The sequence below is a fragment of the Methylobacterium sp. J-076 genome (assembly GCF_022829405.1).
Classification (GTDB): Bacteria; Pseudomonadota; Alphaproteobacteria; order Rhizobiales; family Beijerinckiaceae; genus Methylobacterium.
Window position 1 is genome coordinate 41,718 of record NZ_JAKSXW010000132.1, and the last position, 26,243, is coordinate 67,960.

23 protein-coding genes are annotated in these 26,243 nt (G+C 73.1%); 11 read left to right on the forward strand and 12 right to left on the reverse strand.

Annotated features, from left to right (window positions below; translation table 11 throughout):
* Nucleotides 1–168: 168 nt before the first annotated feature.
* From mazG to MKK53_RS15375, 3 genes are all read right to left on the reverse strand, one after another.
* Nucleotides 169–1,002 (reverse strand): nucleoside triphosphate pyrophosphohydrolase, encoded by an 834-nt coding sequence (mazG, locus tag MKK53_RS15365; protein WP_313901556.1) that lies wholly within the window; start codon nt 1,000–1,002, stop codon nt 169–171.
* Nucleotides 1,003–1,082: 80 nt separating this feature from the next.
* Nucleotides 1,083–1,343, reverse strand: a complete 261-nt coding sequence (locus MKK53_RS15370; protein WP_243929578.1) for a hypothetical protein — start codon at nt 1,341–1,343, stop codon at nt 1,083–1,085.
* Nucleotides 1,344–1,349: 6 nt separating this feature from the next.
* Entirely contained in the window at nt 1,350–3,182 is a 1,833-nt protein-coding gene (locus tag MKK53_RS15375) for a glycosyltransferase family 2 protein (protein ID WP_243929579.1), read from the reverse strand.
* A 213-nt stretch (nt 3,183–3,395) separates the two neighbouring features.
* On the opposite strand from MKK53_RS15375, the gene MKK53_RS15380 reads away from it, so the two are divergent.
* The 3 genes from MKK53_RS15380 (at nt 3,396) to MKK53_RS15390 (ending at nt 6,886) form a co-directional block, all read left to right on the forward strand.
* Entirely contained in the window at nt 3,396–4,205 is an 810-nt protein-coding gene (locus tag MKK53_RS15380; protein ID WP_243929601.1) for a transporter substrate-binding domain-containing protein, read from the forward strand.
* 14 nt (nt 4,206–4,219) lie between these two features.
* Entirely contained in the window at nt 4,220–5,101 is an 882-nt protein-coding gene (locus MKK53_RS15385; RefSeq protein ID WP_243929580.1) for a LysR substrate-binding domain-containing protein, read from the forward strand.
* Nucleotides 5,102–5,197: 96 nt separating this feature from the next.
* Nucleotides 5,198–6,886: a thiamine pyrophosphate-binding protein gene (locus tag MKK53_RS15390; RefSeq protein ID WP_243929581.1), complete on the forward strand. Its 1,689-nt coding sequence runs from the start codon at nt 5,198–5,200 to the stop codon at nt 6,884–6,886.
* A 421-nt stretch (nt 6,887–7,307) separates the two neighbouring features.
* Here the strand turns inward: MKK53_RS15390 and MKK53_RS15395 are convergent, their stop codons facing one another.
* From MKK53_RS15395 to MKK53_RS15405, 3 genes are all read right to left on the reverse strand, one after another.
* Entirely contained in the window at nt 7,308–7,544 is a 237-nt protein-coding gene (locus MKK53_RS15395) for a hypothetical protein (protein ID WP_243929582.1), read from the reverse strand.
* 36 nt (nt 7,545–7,580) lie between these two features.
* Complete coding sequence (locus MKK53_RS15400) at nt 7,581–7,817, reverse strand: hypothetical protein (protein ID WP_243929583.1); 237 nt, start codon at nt 7,815–7,817, stop codon at nt 7,581–7,583.
* 165 nt (nt 7,818–7,982) lie between these two features.
* Nucleotides 7,983–8,402, reverse strand: coding sequence for a hypothetical protein (locus MKK53_RS15405; protein WP_243929584.1), 420 nt, complete (start codon nt 8,400–8,402; stop codon nt 7,983–7,985).
* A gap of 215 nt (nt 8,403–8,617) precedes the next feature.
* On the opposite strand from MKK53_RS15405, the gene MKK53_RS15410 reads away from it, so the two are divergent.
* A complete protein-coding gene (locus MKK53_RS15410; protein WP_243929585.1) occupies nt 8,618–10,021 on the forward strand; it encodes an AbfB domain-containing protein in 1,404 nt (467 codons plus the stop codon).
* An 81-nt stretch (nt 10,022–10,102) separates the two neighbouring features.
* Here MKK53_RS15410 and MKK53_RS15415 read toward each other — a convergent pair whose 3' ends face one another.
* Complete coding sequence (locus MKK53_RS15415) at nt 10,103–11,428, reverse strand: Nramp family divalent metal transporter (protein ID WP_243929586.1); 1,326 nt, start codon at nt 11,426–11,428, stop codon at nt 10,103–10,105.
* 164 nt (nt 11,429–11,592) lie between these two features.
* Between MKK53_RS15415 and mntR the strand changes: the two genes are divergently transcribed.
* Nucleotides 11,593–12,051 (forward strand): manganese-binding transcriptional regulator MntR, encoded by a 459-nt coding sequence (gene mntR, locus MKK53_RS15420; RefSeq protein ID WP_243929587.1) that lies wholly within the window; start codon nt 11,593–11,595, stop codon nt 12,049–12,051.
* A gap of 31 nt (nt 12,052–12,082) precedes the next feature.
* Here mntR and MKK53_RS15425 read toward each other — a convergent pair whose 3' ends face one another.
* Entirely contained in the window at nt 12,083–13,267 is a 1,185-nt protein-coding gene (locus tag MKK53_RS15425) for a putative zinc-binding metallopeptidase (RefSeq protein WP_243929588.1), read from the reverse strand.
* 193 nt (nt 13,268–13,460) lie between these two features.
* Between MKK53_RS15425 and MKK53_RS15430 the strand changes: the two genes are divergently transcribed.
* The 4 genes from MKK53_RS15430 to MKK53_RS15445 all read left to right on the forward strand — a co-directional run bounded on the left by MKK53_RS15430 (nt 13,461) and on the right by MKK53_RS15445 (nt 20,447).
* Complete coding sequence (locus MKK53_RS15430; RefSeq protein WP_243929589.1) at nt 13,461–16,730, forward strand: DUF2126 domain-containing protein; 3,270 nt, start codon at nt 13,461–13,463, stop codon at nt 16,728–16,730.
* A complete protein-coding gene (locus MKK53_RS15435; protein WP_243929590.1) occupies nt 16,727–19,255 on the forward strand; it encodes a circularly permuted type 2 ATP-grasp protein in 2,529 nt (842 codons plus the stop codon). Before MKK53_RS15430 ends, MKK53_RS15435 begins: the two co-directional genes overlap by 4 nt.
* 31 nt (nt 19,256–19,286) lie before the next feature.
* Entirely contained in the window at nt 19,287–20,186 is a 900-nt protein-coding gene (locus MKK53_RS15440; RefSeq protein ID WP_243929591.1) for a transglutaminase family protein, read from the forward strand.
* An 87-nt stretch (nt 20,187–20,273) separates the two neighbouring features.
* Nucleotides 20,274–20,447 carry an antitoxin MazE-like protein gene (locus MKK53_RS15445; protein ID WP_409564344.1) on the forward strand — a complete coding sequence of 58 codons (174 nt, stop codon included), beginning with the start codon at nt 20,274–20,276 and terminating at the stop codon, nt 20,445–20,447.
* Between the two features lie 109 nt (nt 20,448–20,556).
* Here MKK53_RS15445 and MKK53_RS15450 read toward each other — a convergent pair whose 3' ends face one another.
* Nucleotides 20,557–21,096, reverse strand: coding sequence for a c-type cytochrome, methanol metabolism-related (locus tag MKK53_RS15450; RefSeq protein ID WP_243929592.1), 540 nt, complete (start codon nt 21,094–21,096; stop codon nt 20,557–20,559).
* A gap of 121 nt (nt 21,097–21,217) precedes the next feature.
* Complete coding sequence (locus MKK53_RS15455) at nt 21,218–22,912, reverse strand: lysine--tRNA ligase (RefSeq protein ID WP_243929593.1); 1,695 nt, start codon at nt 22,910–22,912, stop codon at nt 21,218–21,220.
* A gap of 203 nt (nt 22,913–23,115) precedes the next feature.
* On the opposite strand from MKK53_RS15455, the gene MKK53_RS15460 reads away from it, so the two are divergent.
* Together MKK53_RS15460 and MKK53_RS15465 are read left to right on the forward strand one after the other, a co-directional pair.
* Nucleotides 23,116–23,598, forward strand: a complete 483-nt coding sequence (locus MKK53_RS15460; RefSeq protein WP_243929594.1) for an SRPBCC family protein — start codon at nt 23,116–23,118, stop codon at nt 23,596–23,598.
* A gap of 151 nt (nt 23,599–23,749) precedes the next feature.
* Nucleotides 23,750–24,085, forward strand: coding sequence for a hypothetical protein (locus tag MKK53_RS15465; RefSeq protein ID WP_243929595.1), 336 nt, complete (start codon nt 23,750–23,752; stop codon nt 24,083–24,085).
* Between the two features lie 94 nt (nt 24,086–24,179).
* On the opposite strand, the gene fdhE is transcribed toward MKK53_RS15465, so the two are convergent.
* A complete protein-coding gene (gene fdhE, locus MKK53_RS15470; protein ID WP_243929596.1) occupies nt 24,180–25,166 on the reverse strand; it encodes a formate dehydrogenase accessory protein FdhE in 987 nt (328 codons plus the stop codon).
* A gap of 48 nt (nt 25,167–25,214) precedes the next feature.
* Nucleotides 25,215–25,937 (reverse strand): formate dehydrogenase subunit gamma, encoded by a 723-nt coding sequence (locus MKK53_RS15475; protein WP_243929597.1) that lies wholly within the window; start codon nt 25,935–25,937, stop codon nt 25,215–25,217.
* Nucleotides 25,938–26,243: the final 306 nt, after the last annotated feature.

The window sequence follows — 26,243 nt, forward strand, 5'->3', positions numbered from 1 at the left end:
TCCGAGGACGGTCTGGGCCATGGAATGTAAGACCAACCCGACGAAGAACCAAACCAAGACCATGACGGCCTGAAGCAGGGTGAAACCCGTCACGCCGATGCCGATCAGCGGCCCGACGCCCCCGCCGATGAAGAAAGCGATGGCCGCCGCTTTTCCTACAAACGGCCTTTACCCCTTCTCCTTGTGCTTCACCCGGCCCCAGGCGGCCTCCATCGCGGCGAGGTCCGAGCGGCCGAGCGCGCCGCCCTCGGCGTGCAGCTCCTCGGCCATGGCCCGGAAGCGGCGTTCGAACTTCGCCGTGCCGTCGCGCAGGGCCGCCTCCGGGTCGATCCCGGCGTGGCGGGCGAGGTTGGCGACGGAGAACAGCAGGTCGCCGATCTCCTCGGCCACCGCCCCGGCCTCTCCCTCCGCCAGGGCCTGCGCGACCTCGTCGGTCTCCTCGCGGACCTTGGCGATCACCTGGGCCGCGTCGTCCCAGTCGAACCCGTAGGAGGCCGCCCGGCGCGAGACCTTTTCCGCCCGCATCAGGGCCGGCAGGGCGAGGGCGACGCCCCCCAGGGGATCGGGGGCCGCGGCGGGGGCGGGCTTGTCCGCCCGCTCCTGCGCCTTGATCGCCGCCCACTGCGCCTCGACCGCCGCCGGGTCGCACCGGGGCGAGCCCTCCGGCAGGAGGGTGCCGTCGGGGGCGAAGACGTGCGGGTGGCGGCGGATCAGCTTGGCGGCGATGGCGCGGGCCACGTCGTCGAAGGCGAAGGCGCCCTCCTCCTCGGCCATCCGGGCGTGGAACACGACCTGGAGGAGCAGGTCGCCGAGTTCGTCGCGCAGGTCGTCGCGGTCGCCCCGGGTGACGGCGTCGGCGACCTCGTAGGCCTCCTCGATCGTGTAGGGGACGATGCTCGCCGAGGTCTGGGCGACGTCCCAGGCGCAGCCCCGCTCGGGGTCGCGTAGCTCCGCCATGAGGCGCAGCAGCGTCTGGATCGGGCTGTCCGCAGGGGAGGTCACGGGTGGGGCGGTCCGCTCGTTGTGGCGGCCCGCCTTAGCACCTTCCGGCGGGACGGCGCGGGAAATTCAGGGCCGCGCCGTCAGGGCTTCGGCATCTCCGGCATCCCGTCGCGCTCGCGCACCCGCTCGGCCTGGAAGTCGGCGAGGTAGGCGGTGAGGCGGTCGCCCGCGACCCGGTCGCCGCACTGGACCCAGAGCGGGGCCGGGAGCGCCCGGGCGGGCAGGCGCAGCAGGAACAGCTCCGCGGCCCGGGCGGCGTCGCGCTCCGTCCCCGAGGCGAGGAGTCGGGCACCGGCCGGGGTGCCGATCAGGATGGCGATGGTGGCGGACGTCTCGCTCATGGCCGGTCAACGGCCGGACCCGCCGTTCCGTTGCGGCCCGCCCCCGGTCAGCTTGCCGCTGCGCGAGGAGCGGGAGAGGCCGTGCTCGGTCTTGTTCCAGCGGTGGGGCGCGCGGATCAGCTCGTCCACGGCCTGCAGGGCGGCGAGGCTCACGAGGAAGAAGTAGGCCGGCATCAGCGGCAGCAGGGGCCACAGGTCGCGCCAGCCCCGCCGCCGGCAGCCGAGGGCGGCGGGGCCGATCAGGGCGACGAGCCCGGCCAGGAACAGGGTCAGCGCGAGGCCCGGGCCGAGGTTGCCGCAGAAGGTCGGGGCGACCCCGATCCCGCCGGACAGGAAGGCCGCCACCGCCGCGACGAAACAGACGGGGTAGGCCAGCGCCGAGGCGACCGTGCCGGGCAGGAGCGCCACGGCGCAGAGGCTCCCGAGGGGGCCGAGCCGGGCGGCACCGGCGAGCGGCCGGCGGCCGTGGACGAGGCTGGTCTGCAGGAAGCCCTTCAGCCAGCGGGTCCGCTGGGCGAGCCAGCGCCGCAAGCCCTTCGCCGTCTCCTCGTAGGTGGCGCTCGGCAGGTCGCCCACATGGTAACCCGCCAGCGCGAGGCGGATCCCCAGGTCGGCATCCTCCGCCACGTTGTGGGCATCCCACCCGCCGAGCTCCCGCAGGACGCGGGTGCGCAGGTGCATCGTCGTGCCCCCGAGGGGCAGCGGCAGGTCGAGGGCGGCGAGGGCCGGGTTCAGCACGTCGAACAGCCCGGCATATTCGGCGGCGAACAGCTTCGGCAGGAGGCCGTCCCCGTGGTCGTCGATCACCAGCCGGCCCTGGAGGCAGGCGGTGTCCGGCGGCTCGGCCGCGAAGATCGCCGCCGCCTTGCGGAGCTGGTCGGGCTCGGGCACGTCCTCGGCGTCGTAGACGACGAGCAGGCTGCCGCGCGCCAGGGGCAGGGCGGCGTTGAGCGCCCGGGGCTTGGTCCGGGGCTGCCCCGGCGGGACGGTGACGACCTCGAACCGGGCGGGGAGGGGGATCGCGGCCAGGAGGGCGGCCGTCTCCCGGTCGTCGGCCTCGAGCAGGATCTTGATGTCGAGCTTGGCCGCCGGATAGTCGAGGGCGGCGAGCCCGCGCAGGAGCCGCGGCACCACCCGCCCCTCCCGGTAGAGCGGGACGAGGACCGTGTAGACCGGCAGGGCGGCCTCGGGCAGGGGCGGCGCCTCCGCCGGGGGCGGGGGGATGGCCAGGGCGGCGATGCGGAAGGCCGTCAGCGCCAGGAGGGTGGCCTGCCCCGCGACCGTCGCGGCCTGCGCCACGGGGCCCGGCGCGGCGGCGTGGAGGCAGAGGGCCGCGCCGAGGATCAGGGCGAGGACCAGGAGCCCCGGGCCGGGCGGCCGGGCGGCCGTCTCCGGCGCGCACCGCCGCAGCGCCCCCGCCGCATGGCCGGCGACGGCCTCCGGAACGGCCGCGAACACCGCCTCGCGCAGCCGCGTCGGGGTGGTGATGGCCGGCCCGCCGCCCCGGCCGGCGCCGCCGAGCAGGTCCGCCACGGCCGGGCCCCGGGGGGCGATCACCGCGGCCGCGCCGGCGCCCGGCGCCAGGGGCGCGAGGCCGGCCACGAGGCAGTCGGGGTAGGCGAGGCGCCCCCCGAACGGCACCGGGCCGTCGAGGAACCGGGCGCCGAGCGCCCGGGCGAGGCTCCGGTAATAGGTCTCCTCGTCCATGAGGCCGGTGTGGAGCAGGGCCGTCGCCGCGTCGGTCCCGGCCGCCTCCGCCAGGGACACCGCTTGGGCGAGGAGGCGCGGATCCGCGCCCTGGGCCGCGAGGAAGGCGATCTCCGGCGGGAGGCGCGGCACCGTGACAGGTCCGGGCGCGGGGACCGACACCGCAGGTTCTGCTCCCGCAGGGGGCCCGAGCCGTGCTAGGGGAGCGGGGTGAGCCCGCCCCCGTCGTCCCGCTCCCTCAGGAGCACCGCCCGCCCCCCCCGGTCAAGCGCGTGCCGGGCCGGGGCTGTGGGCGCCGCCCTCTGGCTCGGCCTCGCCGCCCCGGCCGCGGCGGCGGGCCCGGCCGTGCCGCCCCCCCCGGTGGCGGTCCCGTCGGCGGCGGTCCCCTCGGTGGCGGTGCCGGATTTCTGGAACCCGCGCAGCCGCGGCGAGCGGGTCGAGGCGCCCCAGACCGGCCGGGCCGTGCGCTTCCTGACGGACGACGAGTTCCCCCCGCTCCACTTCGCCGGCCCCGACGGCGCCCCCACCGGCTTCGTCGTGGAGCTGGCCCGGGCCGTGTGCGAGAAGCTCGCCATCACCTGCACGGTGCAGGCCCGCCGCTTCGACACGCTGCTCGATTCCCTGGAGGCCAAGCAGGGCGACGTGGTCGCCGCCGCGATCCCGCTGACCCCCGGCCTGCGCCGGACGTTCACGGCGACGCGGCCGTATTTCCGCTGGCCCGCCCGCTTCGCCGCCCGGACCGACCGGGGCCTGCCCTCCCCCTCCGCGGCCTCCCTGGCCGGGCGCGGCGTGGGCGTGATCGGCGGCAGCGCCCACGCCGCCTATCTCGGCACCTTCTTCCCGAAGGCGAAGGCCCACGACTTCACCGACCTCGCCGCCGCCGAGGGCGCCCTCAAGCGCGGGGAGATCGACTACCTGTTCGCCGACGGGCTGAACCTCGCCCTCTACGTCGGCGGCCAGGAGGCGGAGAATTGCTGCGCCCTGATCGGCGGCGCCTATCTGGAGAACCGCTATTTCGGCGAGGGGATCGGCCTCGTCACCCGCCAGGACGACGCCGCCCTGGCCCGCGCCCTGGACGACGCCCTGCAGCGGGTCTGGGACGACGGGAAGTACACCGAGCTCTACCTGCGCTTCTTCCCCGTCAGCCCGTTCTGACCGGCGAACCGCCGATGCTCCGCTTCGACCTCGTGGACCTCGGCCTGTTCCGGCACGTGGTGGAGGCGGGCTCGATCACCCACGGGGCGGAGCGGGCGCATCTGGCGCTGGCCGCCGCCTCGGCGCGGATCCGGGCGATGGAGGAGAGCCTGGGCGCGGCCCTGCTGACCCGCGGGCGGCAGGGGGTGAGCCCCACCCCGGCGGGGCGGGCGCTCCTCGGCCATGCCCGCGCCATCCTCGCCGCCGCCGAGCGCCTGCGGGAGGAGATGGCGGCCTATTCCGGCGGGGCGGCGGGGCAGATCCGGGTGGTGGCCAACACCCACGCGCTGATCGAATTCCTGCCCGCGCCCCTGTCGGACTTCCTCGCCTCCCATCCCGGCATCGCCGTCGAGATCGAGGAGCGCACCTCGGACGAGATCGTCGGGCTGGTGGCCGAGGGGGTGGCGGATTTCGGCATCCTCTCCGGCACGGTAGACACGGGCCGCCTCGCCACCATCCCGTTCCGGGAGGACCGGTTCGTCCTCGTGGCCGCCCGGGGCGATCCCCTGGCGGAACGGCCGGAGGTCGCCTTCGCCGAGGTGCTGGAGCGCGAGCTCGTCGGCCTCGACCGGCGCAGCGCCATCAGCCGCTTCCTCGTGGAGAAGGCGGCCAGGGCCGGGCGGCCGATGCGCCTGCGGGCGCAGCTGCGCGGCTTCGACGCCGTGTGCCGGCTGGTGGAGGCCCGGGTCGGGCTGGCGATCCTGCCGGAGAGCACGGCGCTGCGGGCGGCCCGCACCCTGGCGCTCGCCGTGGTCCCCCTCTCCGACCCCTGGGCCCGGCGCGACCTGACCCTGTGCCTGCGGACCCTGGACGCGCTCCCGCCCTTCACCCGGGCGCTGATCGACAGGCTGCGCTGAGGACGGGGACCCGCCGGCCTTCGCCCCCCGCCTCACCAAAGGGCTTGCCCTTTGGGATCCCCCGGCTAGCCTCGCGCCGGCTTGGGGGGACTCACGATGACCATCACCACCGTCGAGGCCGCGGGGCGGCGCCGGGGCGCGGAGCTTCTGGTCGAGGTGCTGCGCTCGGAGGGGGTGCGCTACATCTTCGGCAATCCCGGCACCACCGAACTGCCCCTCATCGACGCCCTCACCGAGGCGCCCGACGTCGCCTACGTGCTGGCCCTGCAGGAGGCCACCGCCGTGGCGATGGCCGACGGCTACGCGCAGGGCGCCCGCCGGCCCGCCTTCCTCAACCTCCACACCGCCGGGGGCCTCGGCCACGGCATGGGCAGCCTCGTCAACTCCCAGGTCTCGGGCACGCCCCTCGTCGTCACCGCCGGCCAGCAGGACACCCGCCACGCGCTGACCGACCCGCTGCTGATGGGCGACCTCGTCGCCATCGCCGACCCGGTGGTGAAGTGGGCCCGCGAGGTCACGCGCCCGGACCAGATCCCCGTCCTCCTGCGCCGGGCCTTCCACGATTGCGCCGCCGCCCCCTCCGGCCCGGTCTTCCTGTCCCTGCCGATGGACGTGATGGACGCCCTCACCGACGTGCCGGCGGGCGAGACCTCCACCATCGACCAGCGGGCGGTGGCGGGCTCCCTCGGCCTCCTGGCGGAGAAGCTCGCCGCCGTCGCGCCGGGGCGGCTCGCGGTAATCGCCGGGGACGAGATCGATTCCTCCGACGCCGCCGCGCAGACCGTGGCGCTCGCCGACCTGCTGGCCGCCCCGGTCTACGGCTCGTCCTGGCCGGCGCACATCCCGTTCCCCACGAGCCATCCCCTCTGGGCCGGCAACCTGCCGACCCGGGCCGACGCCATCGCCGGCATCCTCGGGCGCTACGACGCGGTGTTCGCGCTCGGCGGCAAGTCGCTCATCACCGTGCTCTATTCGGAGGGCTCGGCGGTGCCCCCGGGCACGGCCGTGTTCCAGCTCTCGGCGGACGTGCGCGACCTCGGCCGCACCTACGCCACCGCCCTCTCCACGGTGGGCGACATCCGCGCCTCCCTCGACGCCCTGCTGCCGCTGCTGGCCCCGCGCCTCACCGACCGGGCCGACGCCTTCGCCCGGCTGCGGGAGGCGGCGGTGGCCGACCAGGCCGCCCGCCGCAGCAAGCTCCACGCCGCCGCGGACGCCGCCTTCGAGGACCCGGTGATCGACCCCCTGGTGGCCGCCCGCGAGGTCGCCCGCGCGGTCGGCGCGCAGACCCCGATCATCGACGAGGCCCCCGCGACCCTCACCCGCCTGCGCACCTTCCTCGACAGCCCCTCGGCGCACCAGTACGCGGCGATGCGCGGCGGCGTGCTCGGCTGGGGGATGCCGGCGGCGGTGGGGTTCTCGCTGGGGATCGACCGCGCCCCCGTGGTCTGCGTCGTGGGCGACGGGGCGGCGATGTACTCGCCCCAGGCCCTGTGGACCGCCGCCCACCAGAAGCTGCCGGTCACCTTCGTGGTGATCAACAACGCCGAGTACAACATCCTCAAGATGTTCATGAAGGGCCAGGCCCACTACGCCTCGGCCCGGGCCAACCGCTTCATCGCCATGGACCTCACCGACCCGCGCATCGATTTTCCGGCCCTGGCCGCCTCGATGGGCGTGCCGGCCCGGCGGGTGACGAAGGCCGCCGACATCGCGCCCGCCATCGAAGCCGGGATCGGCTCCGGCGCGGCGAACCTCGTGGAAGTCGTGGTGCGGGCGAACTGAGCGCCCCGGCGATGCCGGGTGATTCGGCGCCGCCGTGACCGGTTTCGGCGGAAATTTACCAAGAAAGTCGGCCCTTCCCGCGCGAATGCTGTCATCGCGCGGTCATTCATCACGCCGATTTACGATATGCCGGCAAATTTGAGCGAGATCCACGTTTCGTCAATTTCCGGCGGCTATGTCGGTCGCTATTAGAGCCGACAAGTCAGATCAACCAGCGAGATATTAGCCGCGAATAGAGACCGACTCAGTCGTTTCCGCACCGGCCGAGCCGGCTCGGCCGCACGATCCACCCGCCGGGTCACGGACGACCCGGCGGGCCGCCTCCCCCCTCTCACCCCCGTCCACCTCCTCCCTCCACCTGCCCCCGCGGCCGGACCCGTCGTCCTGCGCGCTTCCCGGGCTTTTCCCTTCCGACGATGGATCAGACGATGTCTTCGCACGCCCCCTCCCACCGGACGGCCCGCCTCAGGGCCCACCGAGTCGCCCTCCTGTCGGCGACGATGCTGGCCGGCGGCCTGCCCGGCCCGGCCGGGGCCGCGATGTTCAACGTCGTCGTGAACCAAGTGACGGACCCGCTCCTGTCGGGCCTGTCGATCCCGGCCTCGGCGGCCACCGCGGGCATGTGGTCCGGCGTCAGCAACTGGCCGATGAACGCCATCACCCTCGGCCTGCTGCCCAACGGCAAGGTCGTGTCCTACGGCACGGCGGCCAACAGCCCCTCCGTCCAGGACGGCCGCACCTTCGACATCTGGGACCCGACCAAGGGGCTCGCCGGGGGCCACGTGACCCTGCCGGGCGTCGTGGGCATCAACAGCTTCTGCGGCGCCCAGGCCTTCCGCACGGACGGCACGATGATGGCCACCGGCGGCATCTTCGACAACGGCAACGACAAGGGCAGCGTCGTCCTCAACAGCACCGCGACGGCCGTCAACGCCCTCGCCTCCAAGGTCGCCAACGACCGCTACTATGCGAGCATGCTGACCCTGGCCACGGGCAGGCAGCTCGTCATCGGGGGCTCCTATCCCTACGCGCCCGGCTTCAACGACCCGCAGACCGCGATCAACAACAACACCATGACCGGCATGACGCCGGAACTCTACGACGGCACCAAGTGGATCAGCCTGTTCGGCGCCAACAGCCGCGACGCCTTCGGCCCGGACAACAGCCGCTTCTGGTACCCGCGTGCCTGGGTCGCCCCGAACGGCAAGGTGTTCGGCATCAGCTCCGACAAGATGTGGTACCTCGATCCCACCGGTAACGGCGCGATCACGGCCATGGCCTTCCGGGACCCGCCGCGGAACGCGAGCGGGGCCGGCGACGCCCCGAACACCGGCCCGGCCTCGACGGCGGTGCTGTACGACACCGGCAAGATCCTCCAGGTCGGCGGCAACAGCTTCACCAACGGCGACGGGTTCGTGTCGTCGAGCCGCGCCACGGTGGTCGACCTCAACGGCGGCACGCCCGCCGCGACCGAGACGGCGCCGATGAACTTCGGCCGTGCCTGGGCCACCGCCACGGTCCTGCCCACCGGGCTGGTCGCCGTGACCGGCGGCAGCAAGTACAACGACCAGGCGGACGCCAACGCCGTCACCCAGGCGGAGATCTGGAACCCGGCGACCGGGCGCTGGTCCCTGGGCGCGGCCGCCGGGGTCTACCGCGGCTACCACTCCACCGTGATCCTGACTGCAGAACGGCGCCCTGCTCAGCGCCGGCGGCGGCGCGCCGGGCCCGGTGTCGAACCAGAACGCGGAGGTCTACTACCCGCCCTACCTGTTCACCGCCGGGAACGGCGCCGCCGCCCTCGCGCCCCGGCCGCAGGTGGTCAGCCTCAGCGCCCTGCAGGTGTCCCACGGCCAGTCCCTGCAGTTCGAGCTCGCCTCGCAGAACGGCCTGTCGCAGGTGGTGCTGGTGGGCACCAGCCTCGTGACCTACAGCTTCAACTCGACCCAGCGCCGCTACAGCGCGAGCTTCTCGCAATCGGGCAACGCCGTGACGGTCCAGGCCCCGGCCTCGGGCAACGTCGCGCCCCCCGGCTACTACCAGCTCGTCGCCATCGACCGGAACGGCGTGCCCTCGCCGGGGATCATCGTCGCCCTCGGCGACGGCGTCGCCGCCCCGGCCCAGGCCACGAGCTACGTCGCCCAGGCCGCCACGGGCACGGGCGGTACGGGCACCGGAGGCACCGGCACGGGAGGCACCGGGACCGGTGGGACCGGCACCGGCGGCACGGGCACCGGGACCGGCACGACCGGCGGCGCCGTCACGGCGGCCGGCACGCCCGTGAGCCTGCAGGCGAGCAACTTCCCGACCTACTACCTGATGAATGCGGGGGGCACCGTGAAGCTCGCCGTGCCCGGCAGCACCGCCGACAGGCAGCAGGCGACCTTCCGCGTGGTGACGGGCCTGACCGGGCAGGGCGTGTCCTTCGCCTCGTCGACCACGGCCGGCCAGTATCTCCGCCACCAGAACTTCCAGGGCTACGTCCAGGGCAACGACGGCAGCGACGGGTTCAAGCAGGACGCGACGTTCACGCAGGTGAATTCCCTCGCCGGCTCATGCAGCTGCACCTCGGGCCAATGCGTCTCGTACCAGTCGGTGAACTATCCGGGGATGTACCTGCGCCACCGCAACTTCTCCCTCGGCCTGGCGCAGCCGGACGGCAGCGACCTGTTCAAGCAGGACGCCTCGTTCTGCGTGGCCCCGCCGCAGGACGGCTCCGCGGCCGACGAAGTGCTGAGGGCGTCCCACTCCAACCTGTGCCTCTCGGGGCCGACGGGCGGCACCGGTGACGCCACCTCGGTGACGCAGCAGACCTGCACCGGCGCGGCCGAGCAGAGATGGCGCCGCCAGCCGGCCAATGGCGGGACGGCCTTCATCAACGTCGCCTCCGGCCGGTGCCTCGACCTCAACCTGAGCAATCCCCCCGTCGGCGCGGGGACGCAGATCTTCCAGTGGGCCTGCAACGGGGGGACGAACCAGTCCTGGACGCCGAAGGCCCAGGGCTCGGGCAATGCCCTCGTCTCGGCCTATGCGAACTACTGCGTGGACGTGTGGGGCGCCTCGACCCAGGCCGGTGCGGGGGTGGCGGCGTGGAACTGCCACGGGGGCGGCAACCAGACCTTCCTGTCGCGCTGAGGCCCCACCCGTCCGAGGACCGAGGCCCGCCATCCCCGGATGGCGGGCCTCGCCGTTCGTGGCGCGAACGCCCGCGCGCCGCTACTCCCCCAGGCCCGGCACCGGCACCCCGAGCGCCTGGGCCAGCAGCACGACGTTGAGCGCCAGCACCACCGCCGCCCCGGCCAGCGCCGCGGCCCGGGTCCAGGGGCCGTTGGCGAAGGGGCCCATGACGCTGCGGCGGCCGGTGAAGACCACGAGGCCGATCATCGGCACCGGCAGGGCGAGCGACAGCACCACTTGGCTGAGCACCAGCGCCCGGGTCGGATCGACCCCCGCCGCCACCACGGCGAAGGCCGGGGCCATGGTCACGAGGCGGCGGACCAGCAGCGGGATGTGCCAGCCGGTGAAGCCCTGCATCACCATCTGCCCGGCCAGCGTCCCCACCACCGAGGAGGACAGGCCGGAGGCGATGAGCGAGACCAGGAAGGCCGCCCCCGCCGCGGGCCCGAGGAGGGGCGTGAGGGTGCGGTAGGCCTCGCCGATCTCGGCGATCCCGCTGTGGCCCGGGTGGAAGGCCGAGGCGGCCATGATCACCATCGCGATGTTCACGAGGCCCGCGAGCGCCAGGGCCACCACCACCTCCCGGTCGGAGAACCGCACCAGGAGCCGCCGGTCGGCCTCGTCCCGGGGGGCGCCGCGCCCCTGGGTCAGGCCCGAATGCAGGAACAGGGCGTGGGGCATCACCGTCGCGCCGATGATCCCCACCGCGATGGTCAGGGCCTCGGCATCGGGGATCGCCGGCGTCACCAGCCCGCTCGCGACCGCGCCCCAGGCCACCGGGGCGATCAGCAGCTCGGCGGCGTAGCAGAGGCCGATGGTGCCCACCATCGCGCCGATGGCGATCTCCAGGGGCCGGAAGCCCCGGTTCTCCAGGAGCAGGATCGCGTAGGTGACCACCGCCGTGATCGCCATGCCCGCCATCAGGGGGATGCCCGCCAGCAGGGACAGGCCGATGGCGCCGCCCAGGAACTCGGCGAGGTCGGTGGCCATGGCCGCCACCTCGCTGATGCCCCAGGCGGCGAAGCGCCAGCGCCGCGGCAGCGCATCGCGAAAATGCTCCGCGAGGTTCCTGCCCGTGACGATCCCGAGGCGGGCCGAGAGGGCCTGGAACAGCATCGCCGTCAGGTTCGCCGCCAGCACCACCCAGAGCAGGCGATACCCGTAGCGGGCGCCGGCCTGGATGTTCGTGGCGAAGTTGCCGGGGTCCATGTAGGCGATCGAGGCGGTGACCGCCGGCCCCGCGAACAGCAGGAACCGCGCCCGCCCGCCCGGCCGCCCGTCGAGCACCGCGCGGATGCCGGCCTGCGTCGACCGGCTGAGGCCGCCCCCGGCCTCCCTGTCCGCCGCGGCGAATTCGCCTGCCATCCCGATCACACCCCATGAATATAGCTTGTGCTATATAGAAAAGCCCAGGCTCGGGGCAAGGGGCCGCCGGGGGCCTGTCCGGGGCGGCCGGGCGCGGGCCGGATTGCAACGCGATCGGGCATGGCTCTAGAGACTGGATCCGAGCCCCGGAGGAGGCAGCGCGGATGCAGGAACCGGACGGCCCGGAGCGGAGCGACACCGCCCTCGTGGACCCCGAGCGCCACGTCGAGAGCTTCCGGCAGGCCCGGGAGGCGCGCCGGCTGGAGCTGGTGGAGGATTACGTCGAGCTGATCGACGACCTGATCGGCGACGGGGGCGAGGCGCGCCAGGTGGACATCGCCGCCCGGCTCGGGGTGGCGCAGCCGACCGTGGCCAAGATGCTGCGGCGCCTGTGCGACGAGGGGCTGGTGCAGCAGCGGCCCTATCGCGGGGTGTTCCTCACCGAGGCGGGCAAGCGCCTGGCCGGCGAGGCGCGGGAGCGCCACCGGGTGGTGGAGCGGTTCCTCTGCGCGCTCGGCGTCAGCCCGGAGACGGCCCGGCGCGACGCGGAGGGCATCGAGCACCATGTCAGCGCCGAGACCCTGGAGGCGTTCCGCGCCTTCGCCGAAGCGCGGCGGGGGTGAGGGCAGGGGGCCTCGCCGGAGGGCGCCCGCCTCACACCATCGGCGCCGCCACCTTCTGCCGGAGGCCGGTGATGACCGCGCGCAGGATGTCGGCGCTGGCCTCGTCGGGGTTCGGTACCACCCCGATGCGGGCGGCGTAGATGCGCTCGTGCACGAAGGCGAGCTTGGCGATCACCGCGGGCGTCAGCTTGAACGGGTAGAGGGCCGGCTGGCCCATGCTGTAGGAGAGGGAGTTCACCGCGTAGGTCAGCGGCAGCCACGTCTCGATCAGGCGGTCGATGTCGGAGGTGTCGTAGGGGTCGAAGTCGATCACCGTCGGCGGCTGCAGGCCCTTGCGCAGGCGCGGGCGCACGTGCAGCTCGAAGCTCGAGGCGGTCTCGATCGTGTCGACGATGTGCAGGTAGTGGGCGAAGGTCTCCGCGAAATCCTCCCACGGGTGGGCGGTGGCGTAGGCCGAGACGTAGCTCTCCTCCCAGTCGGCGGGCGCCCCCCGGGCATAGTGGCCCTGCAGGGCCTGGACGTAGTTGCGGCTCTCGTCGCCGAACAGTCCCCGGAAGGAGTCCACGAAGGGCCCGTTCATCACGAGCAGGTACCAGAAATAATGCCCGATCTCGTGGCGGAAGTGCCCGAGCAGGGTGCGGTAGTGCTCGCCGAACAGGATCCGGCGGCGCTCCCGCTCCACGTCGTCGGCCTCCGCGATGTTCATGGTGATCAGGCCGTTGATGTGGCCCGTCAGGACCGGCGCCCCGGCGGCGTTGCCGTCCGACGGGTCGGCCAGGAAGTCGAAGGCCAGCCCGTCCGTGTACTGGACGCGGGTGGCCAGGGGCAGCTCCAGGCGCAGGAGCGAGTAGAACAGCCGGTGCTTGGCCGCCTCCACCTGCCGCCAGCGGGCGAGGTTCCACGGCACGGTGAGGTCGGGCACGACGCGGTTGTGCCGGCAGCAGGTGCAGAAGATGTCCGCGCTGCCCTCGGGCACCAGCCAGTTGCAGGCGTGCCAGACCGCGTTCTGGCAGGACCGGTAGCGCGGGCCCGGATCGGCATAGGCGTGGAAGATCTGTGCGCCGCCCATCCGGGGATGGGTCGAGAAGCCGGCGGGCTCCAGGGCCGAGACCTCGTGCCGGGCGCAGACGTAGCCGAGGCGGCGCTCGCAGCTTTCGCAGACGGTCGCCTCGAAGGTGACCGGCTGGTCGCAGGCTTGGCACTGGAAGATCTTCATCGGCAACGGTCCCAGGGTCCGGCACGCCGGCCCCTCCGCGTTCAAGCGGAGGCGTGAGGCAAAGTTCCTGCCGCCCCCGTCCGGTGGCGGGTTCCGCACGGAAATTGCTTTGTAGCGCAGCCTTTCACATAACGGACGGCACGGGACAGGATCTGCCCGAACGCCTTGTCCGCGTGCCTGAGACGGAGCGCCCGTGTCGATCAAAGTCGCCCTGCACCACGTCACGCATTACCGCTACGACCGGCCGATCAGCCTCGGCCCGCAGGTCATCCGGCTGCGCCCGGCGCCCCATGCCCGCACGCAGGTGCCGGCCTACGCCCTGAAGGTCACCCCGGCGAACCACTTCATCAACTGGCAGCAGGACCCGAGCGGCAACTGGCTCGCCCGGCTCGTCTTCCCGGAGAAGACCGACGAGTTGAAGGTCGAGGTCGACCTCACCGCCGACATGGCGGTGATCAACCCGTTCGACTTCTTCGTCGAGGACTACGCCCAGACCCGCGACTTCGCCTACGACCCGGAGCTGCGGGAGGAACTCGCCCCCTACCTCGTCCCCGTCGATGCCGACGGGCCGGAGATCGAGGCCCTGCTGGCCCGGCTGCCGAAGGAGACCAACACGGTCCTCTTCCTCGTGGCCCTGAACGAGATGATCGCGCGGGAGACCGCCTACGGCGTGCGCATGGAGCCGGGGGTGCAGAGCCCGGCCGAGACCCTGACCCTCAAGAGCGGCTCCTGCCGCGATACGGCGTGGCTGCTGGTGCAGGTGCTGCGCCGGATCGGCCTCGCCGCCCGGTTCGTCTCCGGCTACCTGATCCAGCTCGTGCCCGACACCACCGCCGTGGACGGCCCGACCGGCGCCTCCAAGGACTTCACCGACCTCCACGCCTGGGCCGAGGTCTACCTGCCCGGCGCGGGCTGGGTCGGCATGGACGCCACCTCGGGCCTCCTCACCGGCGAGGGCCACATCCCGCTGGCCGCCACGCCGCACTACCGCTCGGCCGCGCCGATCTCCGGGCTGGCCGAGCCGGCCGAGACCACCTTCGACTTCGCCATGGGCATCACCCGCCTCGCCGAGGCACCGCGGGTGACCAAGCCCTATTCCGCGGACGTCTGGGCGGCGATGGACCGGCTCGGCGAGAAGGTCGATGCCGACCTCGCCGACCAGGACGTGCGCCTGACCATGGGCGGCGAGCCGACCTTCGTCTCCGTGGACGACTTCGAGGCGGCGGAGTGGAACACCGCCGCCGTCGGCCCGACCAAGCGCGGCCTCGCCGACCAGCTCATCCGCCGCCTGCGCGACCGGTTCGGGCCGGGCGGCCTGCTGCATTACGGCCAGGGCAAGTGGTACCCCGGCGAGAGCCTGCCCCGCTGGGCCTTCGCCCTCTACTGGCGCAAGGACGGCGCGCCGGTCTGGGCCGACCCCGCCCTGATCGCCCCCGAGGGCGGCACCGGCACGGCGACGATCACGCAGGCCAAGACCTTCACGGAGCGCCTCGCCGCCCGCCTGGGCCTCCAGGACTTCGTGTTCCCCGCCTTCGAGGACGGGGACATCTGGGAGAAGAAGCGCGCCGAGCTGCCGGTCAATGTCACCACCGGGGTGGCGAAGTCGGGCTCGGTGGAGTTCGATGCCCGGATCAAACGGGTCTACGAGCGCGGCCTCGGGGAGGCGGCGGGCTTCGTGCTGCCGCTCGCCAGCCTGCCCACCGGCAAGGACGGCGACGCCGACCGCGTCTGGATCTCGGAGCGGTGGGAGTTCGGGCGCGGGCACGCCTACCTCGTGCCGGGCGATTCCCCCGTGGGCTACCGCCTGCCGCTCGCCTCGCTGCCCTACGTGCCGCCGGAGCACTACCCCTATTACCAGCCCCAGGACCCCCTGGAGGACCGCGCCGCCCTGCCCGGCAGGGGCGAGAAGCCGGCGGTGGCCAACGGCGGCGGCATCGCCGGGGTCGCGGTGCGCACGGCGCTCGCCGTCGAGCCCCGGGACGGGGTGATCCGGGTGTTCATGCCGCCGACCCAGCGGGCCGACGAGTACCTCGAACTCGTCGCCCACCTGGAGGCGGTGGCGGCCGAGCTCGCGCAGCCGATCCACATCGAGGGCTACGAGCCGCCCTTCGACCCGCGCCTGTCGCTGATCAAGGTCACCCCCGATCCCGGCGTGATCGAGATCAACGTCCACCCCGCCGCCTCCTGGCGCGAGGCGGTGGACATCACCACCGGCCTCTACGACGAGGCCCGCCAGACCCGGCTCGGGGCCGAGAAGTTCATGACCGACGGGCGCCACACCGGCACCGGCGGCGGCAACCACGTGGTGCTCGGCGGCGTCACCCCGGACGATTCGCCGTTCCTGCGCCGGCCGGACCTGCTCAAGAGCATCGTGCTCTACTGGCAGCGCCACCCGGCCCTGTCCTACCTGTTCTCCGGCCTCTACATCGGCCCGACGAGCCAGGCGCCGCGCATCGACGAGGGCCGCCACGACGGCCTCTACGAGCTGGAGATCGCCCTGGCGCAGGTGCCGGCGCCGGATACGCCCAACATCCCCCGCTGGCTGGTGGACCGGCTGTTCCGCAACATCCTCATCGACGTCACCGGCAACACCCACCGGGCCGAGATCTGCATCGACAAGCTCTACTCCCCGGACGGGCCCACCGGCCGCCTCGGCCTGTTGGAGTTCCGCGCCTTCGAGATGCCGCCGGATGCCCGGATGAGCCTCGCGCAGCAGTTGCTCCTGCGGGCCCTGGTGGCGTGGCTGTGGCGGGAGCCGCAGACGGGGGGCTGTGTCCGCTGGGGCACGAGCCTGCATGATCGCTACATGCTCCCGCATTTCCTCTGGGCGGACTTCCTCGACGTGCTGGAAGACCTGCGCGCGGCGGGCTACGATTTCGATCCCACGGCGTTCGAGGCGCAGGCCCTGTTCCGGTTCCCGGTGTTCGGCACCGTCGAGCGGGGCGGGGTGCGCCTGGAGCTTCGCCAGGCCCTCGAGCCGTGGCACGTGATGGGCGAGGAAGGGACGAGCGGGGGCACCGTGCGCTTCGTCGATAGTTCGGTCGAACGGCTGCAGGTCAAGGTCGAGGGCTTCGTCCCCGGCCGGCACGTCGTCGCCTGCAACGGCCGCCGCCTGCCGATGACCGGCACCGGCCGGGCGGGTGAGGCGGTGGCGGGCCTGCGCTTCAAGGCGTGGCAGCCGGCCTCGTCCCTGCACCCGGCGCTGCCCGCGAACTCGCCGCTGACCTTCGACATCCTGGACACGTGGAGCGGGCGCTCGCTGGGCGGCTGCCGCTACCACGTGGCCCATCCGGGCGGGCGCAACTACGAGACCCACCCCGTCAACGCCTACGAGGCCGAGGGGCGGCGCCTCGCCCGGTTCCAGGCCCAGGGCCACACGCCGGGCCGCGTCGCCATGCCGGCCGAGGAGGGGAGCGCCGAGTTCCCCCTGACCCTCGACCTGCGGAGTCCCGCCCCCCGATGAGCGCCGCGCTCGCGGTCGGCATCGAGCCGGGCGAAAGCCCGGCCCAGCGGGTCGCGCGCTGGACCGCGGGCTACCGCCCGGCCCCCGGCCAGCCCGACGAGTTCGTCGGCGCGGACGGGCGGCCGCGTGCGGTGTGGCAGCGGCTCCTCGACAGGCTCGGCGGCCTGAACGAATCGGAGATCATGGCCCGCTTCGTCTCGGCGGAGCGGCACATCCGGGACGCGGGCATCTCGTTCCGCATCGCGGGCGACCAGCGGGAGCATCCCTGGCCCCTGGGCTCGATGCCCCTGGTCATCGAGGCGCCGGAATGGCGCGACCTCTGCGCCGGGCTGGTCCAGCGGGCCGAGCTGATGGAGGCGATCCTCGCCGACGTCTACGGGCCGGGCGACCTCGTCGCCACCGGGCACCTGCCGGCGGCGGTGGTGGCCGGCAGCCCGGAATTCCTGCACCCGCTCCACGGGGTGGCGCCCCCCGGCGGCCATCACCTGCGGCTCTACGCGGCCGACCTCGGCCGGGGCCCGGACGGCCGCTGGCAGGTGCTGGCCGACCGGACCCAGGCGCCCTCGGGCCTCGGCTGGGCCCTGGAGAACCGGATGGTCCTGGCGCGGACCTTCCCGGACTTCTTCCAGGACCTCCATGTCGAGCGGCTGCCGGCCTTCTTCCAGGCCTTCCGGGAGGGGCTGGCGCTGGGCGCCGAGCGGGCCGACCCGCGGATCTGCCTGCTGACCTCCGGCCCCTACAGCTCGACCTATGTCGAGCAGGCGGCCCTCGCCCGCTACCTCGGCCTGATGCTGGTCGAGGGCGACGACCTCGTGATGCGCGACGGCCGGCTGCACGTGCGCACCGTCTCGGGCCTCAAGCGGGCCGACGCCCTGTGGCGGCGGATCGACGCCGACTACCTCGATCCCCTGGAGCTCGACCCCGCCTCGCGGCTCGGGGTGCCGGGCATCCTGGACGCCCTGCGCAACGGCACCCTGGTGATGGCCAACATGCCGGGCTCGGGGCTCGTGGAGTCGGCGGCCCTCGCCCCCTATCTCGACTGCCTGTGCCGCCGCCTCCTGGGCGAGCCCTTGCGCCTGTCCCATCCCCGGACGTGGTGGTGCGGCGACCTCGAAGGGCTCGCCCATGTCCAGGCCAACCTCGACCGCCTGATCCTGCGCCCCGCCGCGACGCCCCAGCGCGGGGCGGGGCGGGACGCCCTGCTCGCCCCCTCGGCCCTGGCGGCCGGGCGCGCCGCCGTGGTCGATGCCCTGCGCGACCGGCCGTTCGACACCGTGGCGCAGGAGCCCGCGCCCCTCTCGACCATGCCGGGCTGGGAGCGGGGGCCCGACGGGCTCTACCTCGTGCCGCGCCCCTTCGTGATGCGGGTCTTCGCGGCGCGCACCGCCGCGGGCTGGCAGGTGATGCCCGGCGGCTTCTGCCGCATGGCGGAGCGGGACAACGTCGATCCCCTGGAGCTGCGGCTCGGCATCCGCGCGGCCGACGTGTGGATCCTGTCCGACGAGCCCGTGGCGGCGCCGCTCCTCGGCTCCCACGCCGCGCCGCGGGTGCGGCGGCTCGGCGGCCACCTCCCGGCCCGGGCGGCGGACGGGCTGTTCTGGTACGGGCGCTACGCCGAGCGCGCCGAGGCGGTGACGCGCCTGACGCTGGCCCACCTGCGCAGCTTCGGCGACGCGGTGGGGGCCGACATCTCCGGCTCCCCCGACGCGCCGGCCGCCCTGGCGATCCGCGCCCTCCTCGACGAGTGGGCCTGCGTCGGCGCCGCCGACCTGCCCACCGCCGCCCTGGCGCAGGAGGCCCTGTGCGGGCGCGACCAGGCGGGGTCGGCGCGGGCCCACGTCACGGCCGCCCGCCGCAACGCCTCGGCCCTGCGCGCCCGCCTCTCCGGCGAGATCTGGCGGGTGCTGGCCGACCTGTCGGACCTCCTGTCCCTCGACACCGAGCGGGCCTTCACCGAGTCGCAGCTCGCCACCCGGGCCGAGCGGACGCTCAGCCACCTCGCGTCGCTCTCGGGCCTCGCCCACGAGAACACCAGCCGGGCGGAGGGCTGGCACTTCGCCGAGCTCGGCCGGCGGATCGAGCGGGCGATCAACACCTGCACCTTCGCCCTGGCCTTCGCCAACGACGAGGCGACGCCGGGCTGCCTCGGGACGATGCTGGCGCTCACCGATTCGCAGATCAGCTACGGCCGCCGCTACATGCAGGGGTCCTCCCTCGACCCCGTGCGGGACATGGTGCTCCTCGACCCCTACAACCCGCGCTCCATCGCCTTCCAGATGGACGCCATCGTCCGCCACCTCGCGGAATTGCCCGCGCTCTCTGCCGACGGCATCCCCGAGCCCCATTGCCGGCTGGCGGGGCGGATCCTGGCCGAGCTGCGGGCGGGGGAGGCGGCCGATTTCGACGCGGTGCGGCTGACCGCGCTCAATACGGACCTCGAACGCCTCGCCGACGGCATCGCCACCCGCTATTTCCCGACCGGGCCGCACGCGCTGCGGTCGGAGAAGCTGACGGGCCTCGCCTGATGGTCACCCTCGCGCACCCCGCGGACAGGGCATGATCTACACCCTGCGCCATCGCACCACCTACCGCTACGGGCGGGCGGTGAGCTTCGCCCGCTGCTCGCTCCGCCTGAAGCCGGCGGACGGGGAGGGGCAGAGCGTGCTGGCGAGCGCCGTCACCATCGACCCGAGCCCGGCCCGGGCCGTCACCCGGCGCGACTATTTCGGGATCGAGGCCCTGGCGATCACCCTCGAGGCGCCGCACACGAGCTTCAGCGTCGAGGCCCTCTCGACGGTGCGGGTCGAGCGCCTGCCGCCCCCGGCGCCGGAGGGCGGCCGCCCCTGGGAGACGGTGCGCGACCGGGCCGTCGGCTCCCGCGACCTGTCGGGGCGGGCACCGGTCCACTTCCTGTTCCCGAGCGCCCGGGTGCCCCTCCTGCGGGAGGTGACCGACTACGCCCGCCCGAGCTTCGTCCCCGGCCGCAGCGCCTACGGGGCGGCCCACGACCTGATGATGCGCATCCGCGGGGATTTCCGCTTCGACGCCAAGGCGACCAACGTCCACACCCCCCTGGCCGAGGCCTTCGCCGGCCGGGCCGGGGTCTGCCAGGACTTCGCGCACGTGATGATCGCGGCCCTGCGCGGCATCGGCCTGCCGGCGGCCTACGTCAGCGGCTACCTGCGCACGGTGCCGCCCCCCGGCCGGCCGCGCCTGCGCGGGGCCGATGCGAGTCATGCCTGGGTGGCGGTGTGGTGCGGCGACGGCTGGCACGGCCTCGATCCGACCAATGCCTGCGCCGTGCAGGACGACCACATCGTCGTGGCGAGGGGCCGCGACTACGGCGACGTCGCCCCCATCGACGGCATCGTCAGCGGGTCCGGCCGCCAGCGCCTCAAGGTCGAGGTGGACGTGATCCCCGAGACCGAGACGCAGGACCTGGCGTTGGTGGGGTGACAGGGCCCCGAAACCCTGTCGCCGCCCCACCCCCGCGTGACATGCAATGCCACGGTGGAAGCCGAACCGATGCCCCCATCCGTCGGCATGAGCGTGCGCGAGCGGCGGGATGCGGTGCGGGCTGCCGGACTGCGTCCGGTCCAGATCTGGGTCCCCGACATGCGTCGCCCCGGCTTTGCCGGGGAACGCCTTCGTCAGTCACGCGTGGTCGCTCCCACCGATGCCGCCCTGGCCGATCTCGGGGATCCTCAGGACCCGTGAGACGGGGCGACCTCGTCTGGGATCGGGCACCCTCATCGGCCGCCTCGATGATGAGACCATGGTGGCCGTGACCCGCCCCCAGGTGCCGTTCCTCGGCCTGGGCTGCCCCTCACTTCATGCACTCGTCCTCCGCCTTGGTGAAGGCGGCGGGCTTGGGCTCGTGCTCGGCGGGCCGGTTGCGGCCGACCGCGCCCTCGGCCCGGGCGCGGAGGTAGGTGTAGATGCCGGGCATGTAGCACATGACGTTCCGGTTATCGCCGAAGGCCGGCATGACCAGCTCCTGCGAGGCGTTCACGTCCTTCTTGCCGCCGACGATGATGCCGGCGAAGTGGGCGTAGTCCATGCCCTTCAGGGCATCGACCAGCGAGGGCGCGTAGGTGGAGCCCATCCCGTCCGGCCCGTGGCAGACGATGCAGTTGGCGTTGTACCGGAGGTAGCCGGACATCGTGTACCAATCGACCTTCTTGCCCCCGTCGGTGACGTGGTAGGTCGGGTTGCCGTCCTTGTCGGTGTATTGCCCGTCCTCGACCTTGGCCGGCTGGGTCAAGCCGAGGCTCTTCAGGTCGCCGCCGGCATCGGGCGGCGGCGCCGCCAGCGCGCTGGCTGAGCTCGCCAGCAGGCACAGCAGCCCGATGTGAAGACCACGCATTCCGTTCCTCCCGCCGCGACGCCGGCCCCCGGGCTCGGCGGGGGGACAACAGGCGGATGCGGCGGGAATTCCGCGGCCGGACGATCAAGTTGTCGTGCGCGCCGGGCGGCGGGCGGCGGCCTCAGGCCGTCGCGCCGGTGAAGGCCGCGTGCCCGGCGATCAACGCCCCCGACAACGCCTTGGCGATCAGCGCCCGGGTCTCCTCCACGCCGTAGAGCGCCACGAAGGAGCCGAAGCGCGGGCCCCGCGCCTCGCCGAACAGCACGTTGTACAGGCTCGTGAACCACGCCTGCGACACGCCGGGCCGCCCGTCCGGGCTCTTGGCCTTGCCCGAAAGGTCGGGGAAGTGCCGCCGCCCGACCTCGTAGACCGCCGCCTGCAGCGCCTCCGGATCGGTGGAGCCGAGATGCTCGGCAAGCACCGCGTGGAGGTCCTCCAAAGCCGCCCGCTCCTCGGCCGTCGGCTCCCGGTAGATCTTGGCCGGGCGCACGAAATCGGAAAAATACTTGAGGGCGTGGCCCACCAGCCGGTCGAGGCCCGGATGGGTCTGCGGCCCGACCTCCGGCGCGTAGCGGCGGATGAAGCCCCACAGCACCGCCGGGTCCTCGGTGTTGGCCACCGCCGCGAGGTTGAGGAGCATGGCGAAGGTCAGGCTCGCGCCCTCCACCCTCTCCGGCTCCGGCGGGGTGCCGGCATGGAGATGCCAGACCGGGTTGCCGAGGCGGTTCTTGGCGTCCTGGCCGGCATAGCGGTCGAGGAAGCCGATATACTCGTCCACGTTGCGGGGGATCACGTCGAAGAACAGGCGCTTGGCCTCGCGCGGCTTGGTGTACATGAACAGCGCCAGCGAATCCGGCGTCCCGTACTTCAGCCACTCGTCGATGGTGAGGCCGTTGCCCTTCGACTTCGAGATTTTTTGGCCTTTCTCATCCAGGAACAATTCGTAGTTGAAGCCCTCGGGCGGCTCCCCGCCCAAAGCCTTGGCGATCTTGCCCGAGAGCTTGACCGAGTCGATCAGGTCTTTGCCGGCCATCTCGTAATCGACGCCGAGCGCCACCCAGCGCATCGCCCAGTCGGGCTTCCACTGCAGCTTGGCGTGGCCGCCCGTCACCGGGGTCTCGTAGCCCTCGCCGGTGGCCGGATCGCGCCAGACGATGGTGCCCCTGTCGGCGTGGACCTCGTCGATCGGCACCTGCATCACGTGGCCGGTGACGGGGTGGAGCGGCAGGAACGGGGAATAGCTCGCCGAGCGCTCCGCCCGGAGCGAGGGCAGCATGATCTCCATCACCGCGTCGTAGCGGGCGAGCACCCGAAGCAGGGCCTCGTCGAACACGCCGGAGCGGTAGCACTCGGTGGCCGAGCGGAACTCGTAGGCGAACCCGAAGGCGTCGAGGAAGCGGCGCAGCTCGGCGTTGTTGTGGGCGCCGAAGCTGTCATGGGTGCCGAACGGGTCGGGGACGCGGGTGAGCGGCTGGTTCAGGTGGGTGGCCAGCAGCTCCCGGTTCGGGACGTTGTCGGGCACCTTGCGCAGGCCGTCCATGTCGTCCGAGAAGGCGATCAGCCGGGTGGGCACGGCATCGCGGGTCAGCACCCGGAAGGCGTGGCGCACCATCGAGGTGCGGGCGACCTCGCCGAAGGTGCCGATATGCGGCAGGCCCGAGGGGCCGTAGCCGGTCTCGAACAGCACCTCCGTCTTCCCGAGCCGCTCCAGCCGCGCCACGAGCTTGCGCGCCTCCTCGAAGGGCCACGCCGCGGCGGTGGCGGCGGCCTCGATCAGGCCGGGGTCGAGGGTGAGGGCGGGCGGGGCGGCGGCCATGGTGTCCAGGGTTCGGGATCGTTCGGAAGGTAGCTCCCATACCGGGAAACGGCCCGCGGCGGAACGCCTGCGGCGCGCGGGGGAGGGGCGCGGATCGCCCGCCGCCCATTGCCAAAGGGCGGATGAGGCTTAGCTCAAGCCGCGGCCCCAGAAAGCCGCCGCGGCCCGCGCCGCGCCGATTCCACGGACGGAGACAGCCCCACATGCCGATCCTTTCCCCCCGCCGCCTCGCCCTGGCGGCCCTTGCCCTCACGGCCGCCGGGCCGGCCTACGCCATCGACCTGACCCGCTCGGTCGACATCGCGGCGCCCCCGGCCAAGGTGTGGCAGACGATCGGCGATTTCTGCGGCATCGGGAACTGGCACCCGGCCGTCGAGAAGTGCACCCCCTCCGAGCAGGACGGCATGAAGGTCCGCCTGCTCAGCCTCAAGGGCGGCGGCACGATCAAGGAGGAGCAGGTCTCCCGCGACGACAAGGTGATGAGCTACACCTACACCATCCTGGAGAGCCCGCTGCCGGTCTCGGACTACAAGTCCACGATCGCGGTGGCCCCGGAGGGCACGGGCTCCAAGGTGACGTGGAGCGGCACCTTCAACGCCAAGGGCGCCCCGGACACGGTGGCCACCGATGCGGTGCAGGGCATCTACGAGTCCGGCCTGAAGGCCCTGTCCGAGAAGGCGAAGTAGCACCGGTTCCCTCCCCCCTCCGCGGGGGAGGGTGGCCCCCGACGGAGGGCGGGAGAGGGGGGCGGCGGCGGTGTTCCCGATTGACCCAAGGTCAAGCTCGGCCCAAAACCCACCGGTCCGCCGGGGGTCCCGGTGCGAAGGAAAGACCGCCGTGGCCGCGTCCCGTCCCTCCCTCGTCCTCCTCTCCGCCGCCGCCCTCGCCGCCACCCTCCTGGGTGCCTGCCAGCCGAAGGTGCGCGAGCCCATGGTCGCCGCGGGCGGGCCGCCCCCACCCCCCGTGCTGCCGGCCGGCAGCGGCTGCGGCCCGGAGATCGCCCGCACCCGGGCGATCGTCGCCAGCGACGTGGCCACCGAGAATCTCAACAAGGCGGTGGGCGACCGGTTCGACGCGGATCTGGCCCGCGCCGCCGACGAGTGCGCCGCCGGCAAGTCCGGCGAGGCCCTGCACCTCCTGGCCGCCGCCAAGGGCCGCTACGGGTACCGGTGAGGGAGACGCCTCCCCGCCCTCGCCCCCGTCCGGAGGTGCCCGCCGCGGCGGGCCTGGCGGGAGGGCGGGGGTGTGAGCGCCGGGACGACGGCCGCTACACCACGAACAGCAGGTTCAGCCCCGCCCGGCGAAACCCTTCCTCGGTGATCTTCAGGTCGAGCCCGTAGGAGGCGATGTCGTCGGCCACCGGGTCGAGGGTGGGCGCCCGGTGCTGGTGCAGGTGCTTCAGGTAGCTGTGGCAGGTGGTGCAGGTCTCGACCTGCACGTCCTTCGACACTTCATCGATCCCATAATAGCTGATCCCCTCGCCCGAACCGCAGGCGGTGCAGCGGATGCGGACGTGGTTCCACAGGGTGCCGCAGAGGGAACAGCTCAGGTAGCGGGCCTTGTCCGCCGGGGTCCAGGCGACGATGAGGCTCGCCGTCGGCGCCCCGCCGCAGCAGGGGCAGACACCGTCGGCCACGGGCTTCAGGGTCTTGGCGTCGAGGCGGGCCGCCCGCCGGGCGAGGCAGACCTGCAGGGCCGCCGAGACGAACAGGCACTCGGCCACCCGCTCCACCGGGATCGCCCCCTCGAAGACCTGCACGGCGAGGTCGAGGCGGTCCTCCTTCGGGGCCACGCGCAGGGCGGCCTGCGCCGCGCGGACCTCCTCCGGCGCGGCGGACAGGTCGAGGGCGGCGAGCAGGCCGTCCAGGCAATCGTGGAAGGTCGGGTCCGCCTCGATCCCGTGGCGGGAGAGGGGGGGCATGCCGTGCTCGGTCCGCAATGCCCGGCCGGCCTCGTCGGGCTCGGTGACGTCCCAGCCCGCCGCCGCGCGCTCGGCCTCCACCTGCGCCTGCGCCCGGGCCACCTCCGCCACGAGGCGCAGATAGGCTTCGAGGGGGTGGCCCGGGGCGAGCGCGAGCAGCCGCCCGGCCCGGGCCCTGAACAGGGAGCCGGGCTCCGGCAGGCGCACGAAGGGCACCGAGCCGGAAATGCCGATCTTGTCGGGATCGGGCTTGATCTCCTCGAAGGGTTTTTTGGTGACGGGGGCGGGCTCGGCATCACCCTTCGCCGCGCCGCGTTTGAAGAACCGAACCACCGGTGAGATCGCCTTCCGTGCCGTTTTCGCGATGACGGGCCGGGGGTGTTACGACCCGCGCTTGTCCGCCGGACCCCGGCGCGCGAGGCCCCCGGCGATCTGCCGGAACCACTTGCGGTGGTGCCGGTAGGCCCAGCCGCCGGTGACCGTGCCCCGGACCATCGCCCGGCCGGTGCCGCGCACCCAGATGCCCGCGTAGATATGGACCACGATGATCGCGATGGCGATCACCGCCGCCAGCGAGTGGGCCAGCAGCGCCCAGCGCTGCGTCTCGATCGTGGTGAACCCGCCGAAATAGGTGTTCCAGATCATCAGGCCGGAGACGAGCATCACGCTGATCAGGCCGGTCTGGCCCCAGAACACCATCTTCTGCCCGGCATTGTACTTGCCGAGTTCGGGCAGGCGGTCCTCGCGGTTGGTCACGACGTCGCCGATCTTCTTGGACCACTCGACATCGTCCTTGTTGGGGATGTTGAGCTTCCAGAAGCGGATGAACAGGAACACGAAGCTCACCGCCAGCGCCACGCCGAACCACGGGTGGATCGCCCGGGTCGCCTGCCCGCCGCCGAACAGGCCGGTGAGCGAGAACAGGTAGGGCGAGAACATCGCCAGACCGGAGAGGGTCAGCAGGGTGAACAGGATCGCGGTGATCCAGTGGTTGACCCGCTGCACCCCGGTGTAGCGCGGCACGTAGATGACCTCCGGCGCGCGCCCCTTGTCCTGGTGGAGCGGACGGGTCTCGCCGTCGCGGATGTCGGTGTGGATCGTCATCGGCCTTCACTCGAATGACTCCCTCCCCCCTCTGCGGGGGAGGGTGGCCCCTGCCTCGGCAGGGGTCGGGAGAGGGGAGCAACGGCGCAGGACGACGCTGCGGACGTCATGCCTGCTCAAGCGCTATTCGGAGACCGGGTTCCCCTCTCCCGACCCCCTCCGGGGGCCACCCTCCCCCGCAGAGGGGGGAGGGAGACCGCCGCGGTTCAGTGTGGCCTTGCCTCGCCGCCGTCCTGACGGCGCTTCGACCCGGCCATCTCGACCGCTTCCTCCTCCTCCTCCGCCGCCACCTCGTTCGGGCCGGCG

Bases quoted from the DNA above. Each gene is read 5' to 3' on its own strand.
- MKK53_RS15455 (WP_243929593.1), bottom strand. From the start codon at position 22,912: ATGGCCGCCGCCCCGCCCGCCCTCACCCTCGACCCCGGCCTGATCGAG.
- MKK53_RS15435 (WP_243929590.1), top strand. From the start codon at position 16,727: ATGAGCGCCGCGCTCGCGGTCGGCATCGAGCCGGGCGAAAGCCCGGCC.
- MKK53_RS15395 (WP_243929582.1), bottom strand. From the start codon at position 7,544: ATGGCGTTCATCGGCCAGTTGCTGACGCCGGACCACATGCCCGCGGTG.
- mntR (WP_243929587.1), top strand. From the start codon at position 11,593: ATGCAGGAACCGGACGGCCCGGAGCGGAGCGACACCGCCCTCGTGGAC.
- MKK53_RS15460 (WP_243929594.1), top strand. From the start codon at position 23,116: ATGCCGATCCTTTCCCCCCGCCGCCTCGCCCTGGCGGCCCTTGCCCTC.
- MKK53_RS15385 (WP_243929580.1), top strand. From the start codon at position 4,220: ATGCTCCGCTTCGACCTCGTGGACCTCGGCCTGTTCCGGCACGTGGTG.
- MKK53_RS15415 (WP_243929586.1), bottom strand. From the start codon at position 11,428: ATGGCAGGCGAATTCGCCGCGGCGGACAGGGAGGCCGGGGGCGGCCTC.
- MKK53_RS15440 (WP_243929591.1), top strand. From the start codon at position 19,287: ATGATCTACACCCTGCGCCATCGCACCACCTACCGCTACGGGCGGGCG.
- MKK53_RS15425 (WP_243929588.1), bottom strand. From the start codon at position 13,267: ATGAAGATCTTCCAGTGCCAAGCCTGCGACCAGCCGGTCACCTTCGAG.
- MKK53_RS15450 (WP_243929592.1), bottom strand. From the start codon at position 21,096: ATGCGTGGTCTTCACATCGGGCTGCTGTGCCTGCTGGCGAGCTCAGCC.
- MKK53_RS15475 (WP_243929597.1), bottom strand. From the start codon at position 25,937: ATGACGATCCACACCGACATCCGCGACGGCGAGACCCGTCCGCTCCAC.
- MKK53_RS15370 (WP_243929578.1), bottom strand. From the start codon at position 1,343: ATGAGCGAGACGTCCGCCACCATCGCCATCCTGATCGGCACCCCGGCC.
- MKK53_RS15445 (WP_409564344.1), top strand. From the start codon at position 20,274: ATGAGCGTGCGCGAGCGGCGGGATGCGGTGCGGGCTGCCGGACTGCGT.
- MKK53_RS15390 (WP_243929581.1), top strand. From the start codon at position 5,198: ATGACCATCACCACCGTCGAGGCCGCGGGGCGGCGCCGGGGCGCGGAG.